General features: G+C 67.6%; 11 protein-coding genes. 7 read left to right on the forward strand and 4 right to left on the reverse strand.

What is annotated here, in order from left to right; all coding sequences use genetic code 11:
• Positions 1-65: 65 nt before the first annotated feature.
• Together BLW82_RS21565 and BLW82_RS21570 are read left to right on the forward strand one after the other, a co-directional pair.
• The gene (locus tag BLW82_RS21565; RefSeq protein ID WP_093500862.1) at positions 66-2,711 is read left to right on the forward strand and encodes a transglycosylase domain-containing protein; all 2,646 of its coding nucleotides are present in this window, start codon (positions 66-68) and stop codon (positions 2,709-2,711) included.
• A gap of 131 nt (positions 2,712-2,842) precedes the next feature.
• Positions 2,843-4,342, forward strand: coding sequence for a glycosyltransferase family 87 protein (locus BLW82_RS21570; RefSeq protein ID WP_177233026.1), 1,500 nt, complete (start codon positions 2,843-2,845; stop codon positions 4,340-4,342).
• Between the two features lie 110 nt (positions 4,343-4,452).
• Here the strand turns inward: BLW82_RS21570 and BLW82_RS21575 are convergent, their stop codons facing one another.
• The 3 genes from BLW82_RS21575 to BLW82_RS21585 all read right to left on the reverse strand — a co-directional run bounded on the left by BLW82_RS21575 (position 4,453) and on the right by BLW82_RS21585 (position 7,154).
• Complete coding sequence (locus BLW82_RS21575; RefSeq protein ID WP_093500866.1) at positions 4,453-5,484, reverse strand: alanine racemase; 1,032 nt, start codon at positions 5,482-5,484, stop codon at positions 4,453-4,455.
• An 84-nt stretch (positions 5,485-5,568) separates the two neighbouring features.
• Positions 5,569-6,690, reverse strand: coding sequence for a peptidoglycan bridge formation glycyltransferase FemX (gene femX, locus BLW82_RS21580; RefSeq protein WP_093500868.1), 1,122 nt, complete (start codon positions 6,688-6,690; stop codon positions 5,569-5,571).
• 161 nt (positions 6,691-6,851) lie between these two features.
• Positions 6,852-7,154 carry a hypothetical protein gene (locus tag BLW82_RS21585; protein ID WP_093500870.1) on the reverse strand — a complete coding sequence of 101 codons (303 nt, stop codon included), beginning with the start codon at positions 7,152-7,154 and terminating at the stop codon, positions 6,852-6,854.
• Between the two features lie 261 nt (positions 7,155-7,415).
• Here BLW82_RS21585 and rpsF point away from each other — a divergent pair, with 261 nt between their 5' ends.
• The 4 genes from rpsF (at position 7,416) to rplI (ending at position 9,119) form a co-directional block, all read left to right on the forward strand.
• A complete protein-coding gene (gene rpsF / locus BLW82_RS21590) occupies positions 7,416-7,706 on the forward strand; it encodes a 30S ribosomal protein S6 (protein ID WP_093500872.1) in 291 nt (96 codons plus the stop codon).
• 75 nt (positions 7,707-7,781) lie between these two features.
• On the forward strand, positions 7,782-8,369 hold the full coding sequence (locus BLW82_RS21595) for a single-stranded DNA-binding protein (protein ID WP_093500874.1): 588 nt from the start codon (positions 7,782-7,784) through the stop codon (positions 8,367-8,369).
• Between the two features lie 48 nt (positions 8,370-8,417).
• Positions 8,418-8,654, forward strand: a complete 237-nt coding sequence (gene rpsR / locus BLW82_RS21600; RefSeq protein ID WP_003949403.1) for a 30S ribosomal protein S18 — start codon at positions 8,418-8,420, stop codon at positions 8,652-8,654.
• An 18-nt stretch (positions 8,655-8,672) separates the two neighbouring features.
• On the forward strand, positions 8,673-9,119 hold the full coding sequence (gene rplI, locus BLW82_RS21605) for a 50S ribosomal protein L9 (protein ID WP_093500876.1): 447 nt from the start codon (positions 8,673-8,675) through the stop codon (positions 9,117-9,119).
• A 170-nt stretch (positions 9,120-9,289) separates the two neighbouring features.
• Here the strand turns inward: rplI and BLW82_RS21610 are convergent, their stop codons facing one another.
• Positions 9,290-10,627 (reverse strand): MATE family efflux transporter, encoded by a 1,338-nt coding sequence (locus tag BLW82_RS21610; RefSeq protein ID WP_093500878.1) that lies wholly within the window; start codon positions 10,625-10,627, stop codon positions 9,290-9,292.
• Between the two features lie 459 nt (positions 10,628-11,086).
• Between BLW82_RS21610 and dnaB the strand changes: the two genes are divergently transcribed.
• Positions 11,087-12,562: a replicative DNA helicase gene (gene dnaB, locus BLW82_RS21615; protein ID WP_093500880.1), complete on the forward strand. Its 1,476-nt coding sequence runs from the start codon at positions 11,087-11,089 to the stop codon at positions 12,560-12,562.
• Positions 12,563-12,587: the final 25 nt, after the last annotated feature.

Below are 12,587 nucleotides of genomic sequence, written 5' to 3' on the forward strand. Positions count from 1 at the left end.
GGGACCGGAAATCAGCCGCCGTTCCAGGCGCCCACGGGTGCGCCTGCCCGAGGAGTAATCGTTCGATGAGCGAGCACCGTCGCAAACCGCCGCCGCCGCAGGGAGGCGGACGTGCCGCGGCCCGACGCGGCCAGTCCGGACCGTCCTCCGGCCGCCGTGCGACACCGCGAGGCGCCACCGGGTCTCCTTCCGACTCCTATGGGTCCAGTTCCTATGGGTCGGACGCGGGCTCGGGAGGTGAGGAGCGCCAGTACGGCGGCCGTGCCGAGGCACGCCGGGCGGCGCAGAGAAGCACGGGAAACAGTCGCCGTAGAGCGCCCGACAGCGGAGGCCGCGGTCCTGGCGGTCCCGCCGGGCCGGGGCGTGGCAGAGGCCGGGCGTCGACGGCGCCCGGCAAGAAGCGTCTGATCGACTACCCCAGGGCGAACAGATTCGGCTGGCGCCGTTGGGTCCCCTCCTGGAAGCTCGTCTCCGGGGTGTGCGTCACCTTCTTCGGCAGCCTGGTCGCGCTGGTCGGCGTGAGCTACGCCATGGTGTCCATCCCCAGCGAGAACGACGCGGCCAGGTCCCAGAACAACGTCTACTACTGGTCCAACGGCGATCAGATGGTGGCCACGGGCACCGGTGCGAACCGGCAGAACGTGACGATCGACCAGATCCCCGAGGCCATGCAGAACGCGGTGATCTCGGCGGAGAACAAGAGCTTCTACTCGGACTCGGGCGTCGACCCCATGGGTATCGCCCGCGCCCTGGTCAACATGGCCCGGGGCGGTCAGACGCAGGGTGGTTCGACGATCACCCAGCAGTTCGTCAAGAACACCTACCTGAGCCAGGACCAGACGGTCTCCCGGAAGTTCAAGGAGATGTTCATCTCCATCAAGGTGGGCACCAAGCTCACCAAGCAGCAGATCCTCCAGGGCTACCTGAACACGTCGTACTTCGGCCGTGGTGCCTACGGCATCCAGGCCGCCGCGCAGACCTACTACGGTGTGGACGCGAAGGACCTCCAGCCGAGCCAGTGCGCGGTCCTCGCGGCCCTGCTGAAGGGTGCGACGTACTACGATCCCGCGGGCAACCCGGACATCGATCCGGCGGCCACCAAGGAAGCCAACTACAAGCGTTCGCACGACCGCTGGGCCTGGATCCTCGAAGAGATGCACAAGGACCAGCACCTCACCGATGCCGAGTACCAGACGGCCATCAAGCAGTACCCGACGCCCCAGGGCCGCAAGGCCATCAAGGGCATGACCGGCCAGATCAGCTATCTCGCCGACACGGCCAAGAAGTACGTCCTCGCGCACTCCAACATCACGGAGACGCAGTTCGACCAGGGCGGCTTCCAGATCTACACGACCTTCCAGAAAGACAAGGTCAACGCGCTGAGCGCGGCCGTGCAGAAGGTCCAGAAGGCCCGTCTGGACCCGAAGAACCGTGAGAAGGACAAGTACGTCCAGTTCGGTGCCGCGTCGGTGGTGCCCAACGACGGCGCGATCGTCGCGCTGTACGGCGGTGCCGGCTACGAGAACAACCACTTCACCAACAACGCCGACACCTCCGGTGTCCCGGTCGGTTCGACGTGGAAGCCGTTCGTACTGGCGGCGGCGATGAAGTACGGGACGTACAAGACCGACGGAGTCGGGGTGTCGCCGCTGAGCAAGTACAACGGCGACGACAACCTCAAGGTGCGCAGGCCCGACGGTACGTTCTACCTGAACAAGGACAACTCGATCTTCCGGCAGCGGAACGAGAGCGGGTACCCCTGGGGCTACATCACCCTCCGCAAGGCGATGGAGCAGTCGATCAACACGCCGTTCGTGCAACTCGGCGTGGACGTCGGTATGACGAAGGTGCGGGACGTGGCTCAGGCCTCCGGAATCCTGCCCAACAGCATGTCGCAGGACCTGAACCCGTCGTTCGCCATCGGTACGTCCACCCCGAGCGCGATCCGCATGGCCGACGCCTACGCGACCTTCGCGGCGTCCGGCCAACACGTGGACCCGTACTCCGTGACCGCGGTCAAGCAGGACGGGCAGCCGCTGACCGGCTTCGACAAGCCCAAGGTGACCAGGGCCCTGGACGAGAACGTGGCGAACAACGTCACGGACGTCCTGCAGAACGTCATCCAGAACGGTACGGGCACCAACGCCAAGGCCCTGGGCCGCACGGCGGCGGGCAAGACCGGTACCACTGACAGCAACAAGTCGGCCTGGTTCGTCGGCTACACCCAGCAGCTGTCGACCTCGGTGGCGATGTTCCGTGAGAACCCGAAGGACGCCGAGCTGCTCTCCATGAACGGCACCGCCGGCGTGGCGTCCATCCACGGTGGTGACATCCCGACCTCGGTGTGGACCGAGTACATGAAGGCCGCGCTGAAGGGCAAGAACGACCTGGGCTTCCCCGAGGCGACCAAGATCGGTCAGATCGCCGACGAGGCCGGGGCTCCTTCCCCGACGCCGTCTCCCAGCATCACGCCGAGCGAGACGCCCACCGAGACGCCGAGCGCCACTCCGAGCGAGACGATCGCCCCCCCGTCGCCCACGGTGACGGAGACCTGCCGGTTCGCCTGGAACTGCTCGACCAACGGTGGTAACACTGGCGGCAGCACGTCGGGTACGACGTCCTCGCCCTCAGCTACGGATACGACCGGCGTGGGCAACAACGGAGGCAATGCCAACGGCGGAGGGAACTTCTTCGGCGGATCAACCGGCTAGCCGCGCGGTCTGACCGGCTGGTGACCGTTTCGCCCGCCGAAGTCTGTTTCACGTGAAACATGGGCCGCCGCACCCGACGAGGTGCGGCGGCCCTCGGCGTATTCCTAGAGAGGTGCGGCAGGATGGGCCCCATGCCCAGTGCAGAGACGACGCCCGCGGGCGTGCGCGAGCCGGAGCCGGTGCGGCCGACCAGGGAAGACGAGGTCGCCGCGGCCGGAAGTGAGCTGATCGGCGGCCCCATCGGGCGACGTGCCCTGCTCGGCACGTCCTGGTGGACGCCGCTACGGGTGGTCGTCATCGTGGCGGTCGGGATGTTCGCCCTCGGCATGGTGCAGAAGGTGCCCTGCTACGACAGCGGCTGGTTCTTCGGCGCGAGTTCCCAGTACACCCACGCCTGCTACTCGGACATTCCGCACCTCTACCAGGGGCGCGGTTTCGCCGACGGTCTCGTGCCGTACTTCGACAAGCTCCCCGGCGACATGGACTACCTCGAATACCCGGTGCTGACCGGTGTGTTCATGGAGGTGGCCGCATGGCTCACCCCCGGCAGCGGCAGCATCATGCTCCAGGAGCAGGTGTACTGGTTCGTCAACGCCGGGATGCTGATGCTGTGCGCCGCGATCATCGCGGTGTGCGTGGTCCGTACCCACCGCCGACGTCCCTGGGACGGGCTGCTGGTCGCTCTGGCCCCTGCCTTCGCCCTGACCGCCACCATCAACTGGGACCTCCTGGCGGTCGCTCTGACGGCCGCGGCGATGCTGATGTGGTCCCGGAGCCGTCCGCTCGCCTTCGGCGTTCTCCTGGGGCTTGCCACGGCCGCCAAGCTGTACCCCGTGTTTCTGCTGGGACCGCTGTTCCTGCTGTGCTGGCGGGCGGGCAAATGGCGGGAGTTCTTCGTTGCCACGGGCGGTGCGGTGGCCGCCTGGCTCGTCGTGAACCTGCCGGTGATGATCTTCGCGTTCGACGGCTGGTCGAAGTTCTACACGTTCAGCCAGGAGCGGGGCGTCGACTTCGGTTCCTTCTGGCTGATCTGGGCGCAGAACACGACCACCCCGCCCAGTACCGACTTCGTGAACACCGCGGCCACGGTCCTGGTGCTGCTCTGTTTCCTGGGCATCGCCGCACTGGCCCTCACCGCCCCGCGCCGGCCGCGCTTCGCCCAGCTGGCCTTCCTGGTGGTGGCGGCCTTCATCCTCACCAACAAGGTCTACTCCCCGCAGTACGTGCTGTGGCTGGTGCCGCTGGCGGTCCTCGCCCGGCCCAAGTGGCGGGACTTCCTGATCTGGCAGGCCTGCGAGGTGGCGTACTTCCTGGGGATCTGGATGTACCTCGCGTACACGACCAGCGGAGACGCCCACAAGGGCCTGCCGACCGACGGCTACCACTGGGCCATCGCCGTGCACCTGCTGGGCACGCTCTATCTGTGCGGCATGGTCGTGCGAGACATCCTGATGCCCGAGCGGGACGTAGTGCGCCGCAACGGGGAGGACGATCCCTCCGGCGGGGTGCTGGACGGTGCGCAGGACGTCTTCGTGCTCGGCGCGGCGGCCCGTCCCCCGCGGCACGCGGCCCACTTCGAGGGGCCGCAGGTGGAATGGGGAAGCCGATCCTCCGAGGACGGTTCGCCCTGAGCGAACACTCCGTGCCCTGAACGGAGATGGGCCGCACACGGACTCCGTGTGCGGCCCATTTGCCTGTCCTGCGAAAGGTCAGGTGGCGTGCTTCTCCGTGCTGCGCACGCTCAGCGGTCCACGATCCGGTCGAACTGGGTCGTGGTGTGCCGCAGATGGGCCACCAGCTCCTCGCCGACCTTGGGCTCCGGGGCGTCCGAGGGCACGAAGAGGATCGACACCTGCATGTGCGGCGGCTCCGCGAACCAGCGCTGCTTGCCGCCCCAGACGAACGGGGAAAGGTTCCGGTTCACCGTGGCCAGGCCGGCCCGTGCGACGCCCTTGGCGCGCGGCATGACGCCGTGCAGGGCCTTCGGGGCCTCCAGGCCCACCCCGTGCGACGTACCGCCCGCCACGACCACCAGGAAGCCGTCCGAGGCCGACTTCTGTTGCCGGTAGCCGAACCGGTCGCCCTTGGCGACGCGGGTGACGTCCAGGACCGCCCCGCGGTACTCGGTGGCGTCGTGGTCCCCCAGCCACAGCCGGGTGCCGATCCGGGCCCGGAACCGGGTCTGCGGGAACTGCTGCTGCAGCCGGGCGAGTTCGTCGGCCTTGAGGTGGCTGACGAACATCGTGTGCAGCGGCAGCCGGGCAGCACGCAGCCGGTCCATCCAGCCGATGACCTCCTCGACGGCGTCCGAGCCGTCGGTGCGGTCCAGCGGCAGGTGGATGGCGAAGCCCTCCAGCCGGACGTTCTCGATGGCGGAGTGCAGCTGCGGCAGATCCTGCTCGCTGATGCCGTGCCGCTTCATCGTGGACATCACCTCGATGACCACGCGGGCACCGACCAGGCCGTACACGCCGTCGATGGACGACACCGAGCGGATGACCCGGTCCGGCAGCGGCACCGGTTCCTCGCCCCGCCGGTACGGGGTCAGTACCAGCAGGTCGCCGCCGAACCAGTCCTTGATGCGCGCGGCCTCGTACGTCGTGCCGACGGCGAGGATGTCCGAGCCGAGCCGCGTGGCCTCTTCCGCCAGCCGCTCGTGCCCGAAGCCGTAGCCGTTGCCCTTGCAGACCGGGACCAGACCCGGGAACTGCTCCTGCACGTGCTTGTGGTGCGCCCGCCAGCGCGCGGTGTCGACGTAGAGCGTGAGCGCCATGGCCGGACCTGGAACCTTTCTGCGTGGCTGGCGACTGCCAGAGGACTGCGGTGTGTCAGGGTTATAGAAGCACGGAGCGTGACGTCAGCGGCGCGACATGTAGATGTCGAGCGCCTTGTGGAGCAGCTTGTTCAGGGGGAAGTCCCACTCGCCGAGGTACTCGGCGGCCTGGCCACCGGTACCCACCTTGAACTGGATCAGGCCGAAGAGGTGGTCCGTCTCGTCCAGCGAGTCGGAGATGCCGCGCAGGTCGTAGACGGTGGCGCCGAGCGCGTAGGCGTCGCGCAGCATCCGCCACTGCATGGCGTTCGAGGGGCGCACCTCACGGCCGATGTTGTCGGACGCGCCGTAGGAGTACCAGACGTGCCCGCCGACGATCAGCATGGTCGCCGCGGACAGGTTCACCCCGTTGTGGCGGGCGAAGTACAGCCGCATCCGGTTGGGGTCCTCGCTGTTGAGCGCCGTCCACATGCGCTGGAAGTACGACAGCGGGCGCGGGCGGAAGTGGTCGCGCACGGCCGTGATCTCGTAGAGCCGCTGCCACTCCGCCAGGTCCTGGTAGCCGCCCTGGACGACCTCGACGCCGGCCTTCTCGGCCTTCTTGATGTTGCGTCGCCACAGCTGGTTGAAGTTCCTGTGGACCTCTTCCAGGGAACGGTTCGCCAGCGGCACCTGGAAGACGTAGCGCGGCTGCACGTCACCGAAGCCGGCGCCGCCGTCCTCGCCCTGTTGCCAGCCCATCCGGCGCAGCTTGTCGGCCACCTCGAAGGCGCGCGGCTCGATGAAGTCGGCCTCGATGTCGCGCAGCCGCTTCACGTCCGGGTTCTGGATGCCCTGCTTGATGGAGTTGGACTCCCAGCGCCGGATGATCACCGGCGGGCCCATCTTCACCGAGAACGCGCCCTGCTGCTTCAGGTGCGCCAGCATCGGCTGGAGCCACTCGTCGAGGTTCGGCGCGAACCAGTTGATGACCGGGCCCTCGGGGAGATAGGCGAGGTAGCGCTTGATCTTGGGCAGCTGGCGGTACAGCACCAGGCCGGCGCCGACCATCTCGCCGGTGCGCTCGTCGAACCAGCCGAGGTTCTCCGAACGCCACTCCGCCTTGACATCGGCCCAGGCCGGGACCTGCATGTGGCTAGCCGCCGGCAGACTCTGGATGTACGCCAGATGCTGTTCGCGGCTGATGGTCCTCAGGGTCAGGCTCATGTCGGGGCGCTCCTCGGGCTGGTGTGTCCCCATGGGTACAGGGGCTCCGGCTCTCGCGCCGAAGCCTACTGCGCCTTGCCCGCGGCCCGACTGGCCGTACGGCACCTGCGCCCCGGCCGCTGTCCGGCCGGGGCGTTCGACGGTGGTGCGGGGTGCCGGACTCAGCCGAACAGGCCGCCGTGCGCCATACCGATGAAGAAGCCGATGCCCGAGGCACCGAGACCCAGGATCAGGCCGAAACGCTCCCGCGTGGTGATCGAGACCCACTGCCCGTACAGACCGGTGAAGAGGCCGAGCAGGCCGGTCCACGAGCTGAGCAGGTGCAGGCTGTGGAAGAACGACGTGATGAAGGCGATCAGTCCGAGCGCCAGCGTCACCGCCATCAGCGAGTCCTGGAGCGGATGGGTCTTGCCGTCGGTGGCGAACAGGGATCCGGCGGTGTTGGGTCGCAATGCCTGTGCCATAGGGCACCTCCTGCGGAAGGCGGCGCATCGTAGCGCCGTACACACCCGATGTGTACAGATTGAGGGCCCAGGCCGCCGGATTTCAACCGGAAGCGGGTGTGCGGGTAGTCTGTAGCGTCTGCACCGGTGTCTGCCCATGCCTGCCCGGGATCCCGACGGGACCCCCGGATGTCAGTGGCTGCCGATACCGTTGCGTACGCATCACAACCCTCCTGCCACGGAACGACCGTGGCCGCTGAGTCCAAAGGAGGTGGGTTCCACATGCGTCACTACGAGGTGATGGTCATCCTCGACCCCGATCTGGAGGAGCGCGCTGTCGCCCCCCTGATCGAGAACTTCCTCTCCGTCGTCCGTGAGGGCAACGGAAAGGTCGAGAAGGTCGACACCTGGGGCCGTCGTCGTCTCTCGTACGAGATCAAGAAGAAGCCCGAGGGCATCTACTCGGTCATCGACCTGCAGGCCGAGCCTGTGGTCGTCAAGGAGCTCGACCGCCAGATGAACCTGAACGAGTCGGTCCTCCGGACCAAGGTCCTCCGCCCCGAGACTCACTGAGCTCCGCTCAGCCGATCTCGGGATTTCGAGTAGCAGCACAAGCAGCCAGCAGCAAACCCGCCGAGAGGTTCCCCTATGGCAGGCGAGACCGTCATCACGGTCGTCGGCAATCTTGTCGATGACCCCGAGCTGCGCTTCACCCCCTCCGGTGCGGCGGTCGCGAAGTTCCGCGTCGCGTCCACCCCCCGCACCTTCGACCGTCAGACCAACGAGTGGAAGGACGGCGAGAGCCTGTTCCTGACCTGCTCGGTCTGGCGTCAGGCGGCGGAGAACGTCGCGGAGTCGCTCCAGCGAGGCATGCGCGTCATCGTGCAGGGCCGGCTGAAGCAGCGGTCCTACGAGGACCGTGAGGGTGTCAAGCGCACGGTCTACGAGCTGGACGTCGAGGAAGTCGGCGCCAGCCTGCGGAGCGCCACGGCCAAGGTCACCAAGACCGCCGGTGGCGGCAGCCGCGGTGGCCAGGGCGGTTTCAGCGGCGGTGGCGGCCAGGGTGGCGGCGGCTGGGGCGGTGGCTCCGGTGGCGGCAGCCAGGGCGGTGCCCCCAACGACGACCCCTGGGCTTCCAGCGCTCCCGCTGGTGGCGGCAACCAGAGCGGTGGCGGCTGGGGCGGCGGCTCCGGCTCCGGCGGCGGTGGCGGCTACTCGGACGAGCCCCCCTTCTAAGGGGCCAGGGCTCGTATCCCCACTTCTTGATCACACAGGAGAAACACCATGGCGAAGCCGCCTGTGCGCAAGCCTAAGAAGAAGGTCTGCGCTTTCTGCAAGGACAAGGTCACGTACGTGGACTACAAGGACACGAATATGCTGCGGAAGTTCATTTCCGACCGCGGCAAGATCCGTGCCCGCCGCGTGACCGGCAACTGCACGCAGCACCAGCGTGACGTCGCCACGGCCGTCAAGAACAGCCGTGAGATGGCGCTGCTGCCCTACACGTCCACCGCGCGCTAAGGAAAGGGTGACCGACTCATGAAGATCATCCTGACCCACGAGGTCTCTGGCCTCGGCGCCGCCGGCGACGTCGTAGACGTCAAGGACGGCTACGCACGCAACTACCTGATCCCGCGGAAGTTCGCGATCCGCTGGACCAAGGGTGGCGAGAAGGACGTCGAGCAGATCCGTCGTGCTCGCAAGATCCACGAGATCCAGACCATCGAGCAGGCCAACCAGGTGAAGGCCCAGCTCGAGGGCGTCAAGGTCCGCCTGGCCGTCCGTGCCGGTGACGCCGGTCGCCTCTTCGGTTCCGTCACCCAGGCCGACATCGCTTCGGCGATCAAGGCTGCCGGTGGCCCCGAGGTCGACAAGCGTCGCATCGAGGTCGGTTCTGCGATCAAGACCCTGGGCGCCCACGAGACGTCCGTGCGTCTGCACCCCGAGGTTGCCGCCAAGGTCAACATCGAGGTCGTCGCGGGCTGACGCTGCGCTCGGCTTGAGCGGTAGCTGAACAGGGGCCGCACCCGTGAAGGGTGCGGCCCCTGTTTTTACGTCGGCTCTCTGGGGCGGCCATGGTATGCAGCCGTGGGTGTTTCACGTGAAACGTGACAGCCCGCGATGTTTCACGTGAAACCGTCGGCATCGCACATCGGTCAGCGCGTCGCGCCGGTCACGATCCACCGGCCCGAGCGGGCGCGCAGCCAGAGGGTGAGCATCCGTACGGTCATCATCAGCGTCATGGCGCCCCACAGCGCGGTCAGCCCACCGCCCAGGGCGGGGACGAGCAGGGCCACCGGTGTGAAAACCGCCAGCGTGAGAACCATGGCCCCGGCGAGATACGGCCCGTCTCCGGCACCCATCAGAACACCGTCGAGGACGAAGACCACGCCGGAGATCGGCTGGGAGAGAGCCACGATGAGCAACGAGGGCACCGCGGTGTTTCGCACGGCGGGGTCGCCGGTGAACAACGGGAGGAAGAGCGGCCGGGCGGCGATCACGAGCAGGCCCAGGATCACTCCAGTGGCGACGCCCCACTGCACCATCCGCCGACAGGCCTCGCGGGCGCCGACGGCGTCATCCGCTCCGAGATAGCGTCCGATGACGGCCTGCCCGGCGATCGCTATCGCGTCCAGGGCGAACGCCAGCAGGCTCCACAGCGACAGCACGATCTGGTGGGCGGCGATGTCGGCATCGCCCAGCCGTGCCGCCACGGCGGTGGCGATCATCAGGACGGCCCGCAGTGAGATCGTACGGACGAGCAGGGGTACGCCCGCCTGTGCCGAGGCCCGTATTCCGGCGATGTCGGGGCGTAGCGATGCCCCGTGCTTGCGTGCGCCACGGACGACGACGGTCAGGTAGACCGCCGCCATCCCGCACTGGGCGATCACTGTGCCCCAGGCGGAGCCGGCGATGCCCAGTCCGGCGCCGTAGACGAGCGCTGCGTTGAGCCCGGCGTTGGCGATGAACCCCGCTACAGCGACGTACAGCGGTGTCCGGGTGTCCTGGAGGCCGCGCAGGACGCCGGTGGCGGCGAGAACGACCAGCATGGCCGGGATGCCGAGGGAGGAGATCCTCAGGTAGGTGGTCGCATAGGGGGCGGCGGTGGCCGAGGCGCCGAAGACGTCCACGATGCCGGGAGCGAAAGGCAGGACGACGGCGATGACCGCGGCACCGAGCAGCAGGGCCAGCCAGACGCCGTCCATGCCCTGACGGACGGCCGCCTGGAGATCGCCTGCGCCAACCCGGCGGGCGACGGCGGAGGTGGTGGCGTAGGCGAGAAAGACGAAGACGCTCACGGCGGTGGTGAGGAGGGCCGAGGCGATCCCGAGACCGGCGAGTTGAGCGGTGCCGAGATGGCCGACGATCGCGCTGTCGGCCATGACGAAAAGCGGCTCGGCGACGAGCGCGCCGAAGGCCGGGACGGCCAGTGCGATGATCTCTCGGTCGTGCCCCCGTCGGGTGCCCTCGGAGGTCGCGGGAGCCTGTGACATGGGCGCTAATCTAATCGTCCACAGGTAAGTGATGCAAATGCTGAGTGACCCTTACCTCTGATTGCGCCGCCCGCGATGTCGCGCGTTGTTCGAAGCGATCTTGGTCCGACTGGGAAAGTTTTTCTTCTGCACAGCCGGTGGATGGGAAAAGCGCAGCTCAGAGCATGTTGTGGACAGGGATCGAGGGCTTGTTCACAGGGCTGTCCACCGCGTCGTGCACAGGTTTTGGCGGGTTCTCCACAGCATACGGGCGGTCGTCCACATGGCCTGTGGATAACCAGATTGGCTGACGGTGCCCGCGGGCCTACCGTGGTCCGGCACCCGCTCCTTGTCACGGCCTCGGAAACCTCACAAAACCGACGCGTCCAGAACCGGAATCGGGCGTCCTAGTTGTCAGTGCCGTGCCGTAGAAAAGAGGGCATGGCGAGGTCCGCGGTGCGGACGGGAGGAGGTGGCTCGGTGAGCATTTCCGAGCCCTTGGACGATCCGTGGGCCGACGCCGGTCCGGGTGATCGTCTGCCTGCCTCCCGCCGACGGGACGAGGGCGGCCGGGGCCGGGACGACCGCCACGACCGGGGTCGGGACAGCGGGGAGTGGGACGGCGGGGGCACCACCTTCGAGCGGGTCCCCCCGCAGGACCTGGACGCCGAGCAGTCCGTGCTCGGCGGCATGCTGCTCTCCAAGGACGCCATCGCCGACGTCGTCGAGATTCTCAAGGGTCACGACTTCTACAAGCCCGCGCACGAGACGATCTACCAGGCGATCCTCGACGTCTACGCGAAGGGCGAGCCGGCCGACCCGATCACCATCGCCGCCGAACTCACCAAACGCGGTGAGATCAACAAGGTGGGCGGCGCCTCCTATCTGCACACTCTCGTCCAGACGGTGCCGACGGCGGCGAACGCCGAGTACTACGCGGAGATCGTCCACGAACGTGCGGTGCTGCGGCGCCTGGTCGAGGCGGGCACCCGCATCACACAGATGGGATACGCGGCCGACGGCGACATCGACGAGATCGTCAACAGCGCCCAGGCCGAGATCTACGCCGTCACCGAGCAGCGGACCAGCGAGGACTACCTGCCGCTCGGCGACATCATGGAGGGGGCCCTCGACGAGATCGAGGCGATCGGCTCCCGTACCGGTGAGATGACCGGCGTGCCGACCGGCTTCACCGACCTGGACTCGCTCACCAACGGCCTGCACCCCGGCCAGATGATCGTCATCGCCGCGCGTCCCGCCATGGGCAAGTCCACGCTCGCGCTGGACTTCGCGCGCGCCGCGTCGATCAAGCACAACCTGCCCAGCGTCATCTTCTCCCTCGAAATGGGCCGCAACGAGATCGCGATGCGTCTGCTGTCCGCCGAGGCCCGGGTCGCCCTGCACCACATGCGTTCCGGCACGATGACCGACGAGGACTGGACCCGGCTGGCCCGCCGGATGCCGGACGTCTCGGCCGCACCGCTCTACATCGACGACTCCCCGAACCTGTCGATGATGGAGATCCGCGCCAAGTGCCGACGCCTGAAGCAGCGCAACGACATCAAGCTCGTGATCATCGACTATCTCCAGCTGATGCAGTCCGGCGGCAAGCGCTCCGAGAGCCGCCAGCAGGAGGTGTCGGACATGTCGCGAAACCTGAAGCTGCTCGCCAAGGAGCTGGAGGTTCCGGTGATCGCGCTCTCGCAGCTCAACCGTGGTCCCGAGCAGCGCACGGACAAGAAGCCGATGGTGTCCGACCTGCGTGAGTCCGGCTCCATCGAGCAGGACGCCGACATGGTCATCCTGCTCCACCGTGAGGACGCCTACGAGAAGGAGTCACCCCGCGCGGGTGAGGCGGACATCATCGTCGGCAAGCACCGAAACGGTCCGACGGCGACCATCACCGTGGCTTTCCAGGGCCACTACTCCCGCTTCGTGGACATGGCGCAGACCTGATCCGAGCCGGGAGGGCGCCGAGTTG

The organism is Streptomyces sp. Ag109_O5-10, from assembly GCF_900105755.1.
Taxonomy (GTDB): domain Bacteria; phylum Actinomycetota; class Actinomycetes; order Streptomycetales; family Streptomycetaceae; genus Streptomyces.

Excerpts from the sequence above, each read along its gene's own strand:
- BLW82_RS21570 (WP_177233026.1), top strand. The coding sequence starts at position 2,843 with ATGCCCAGTGCAGAGACGACGCCCGCGGGCGTGCGCGAGCCGGAGCCG.
- rpsF (WP_093500872.1), top strand. The coding sequence starts at position 7,416 with ATGCGTCACTACGAGGTGATGGTCATCCTCGACCCCGATCTGGAGGAG.
- rplI (WP_093500876.1), top strand. The coding sequence starts at position 8,673 with ATGAAGATCATCCTGACCCACGAGGTCTCTGGCCTCGGCGCCGCCGGC.
- BLW82_RS21610 (WP_093500878.1), bottom strand. The coding sequence starts at position 10,627 with ATGTCACAGGCTCCCGCGACCTCCGAGGGCACCCGACGGGGGCACGAC.
- rpsR (WP_003949403.1), top strand. The coding sequence starts at position 8,418 with ATGGCGAAGCCGCCTGTGCGCAAGCCTAAGAAGAAGGTCTGCGCTTTC.
- BLW82_RS21595 (WP_093500874.1), top strand. The coding sequence starts at position 7,782 with ATGGCAGGCGAGACCGTCATCACGGTCGTCGGCAATCTTGTCGATGAC.
- BLW82_RS21565 (WP_093500862.1), top strand. The coding sequence starts at position 66 with ATGAGCGAGCACCGTCGCAAACCGCCGCCGCCGCAGGGAGGCGGACGT.
- BLW82_RS21575 (WP_093500866.1), bottom strand. The coding sequence starts at position 5,484 with ATGGCGCTCACGCTCTACGTCGACACCGCGCGCTGGCGGGCGCACCAC.
- femX (WP_093500868.1), bottom strand. The coding sequence starts at position 6,690 with ATGAGCCTGACCCTGAGGACCATCAGCCGCGAACAGCATCTGGCGTAC.
- BLW82_RS21585 (WP_093500870.1), bottom strand. The coding sequence starts at position 7,154 with ATGGCACAGGCATTGCGACCCAACACCGCCGGATCCCTGTTCGCCACC.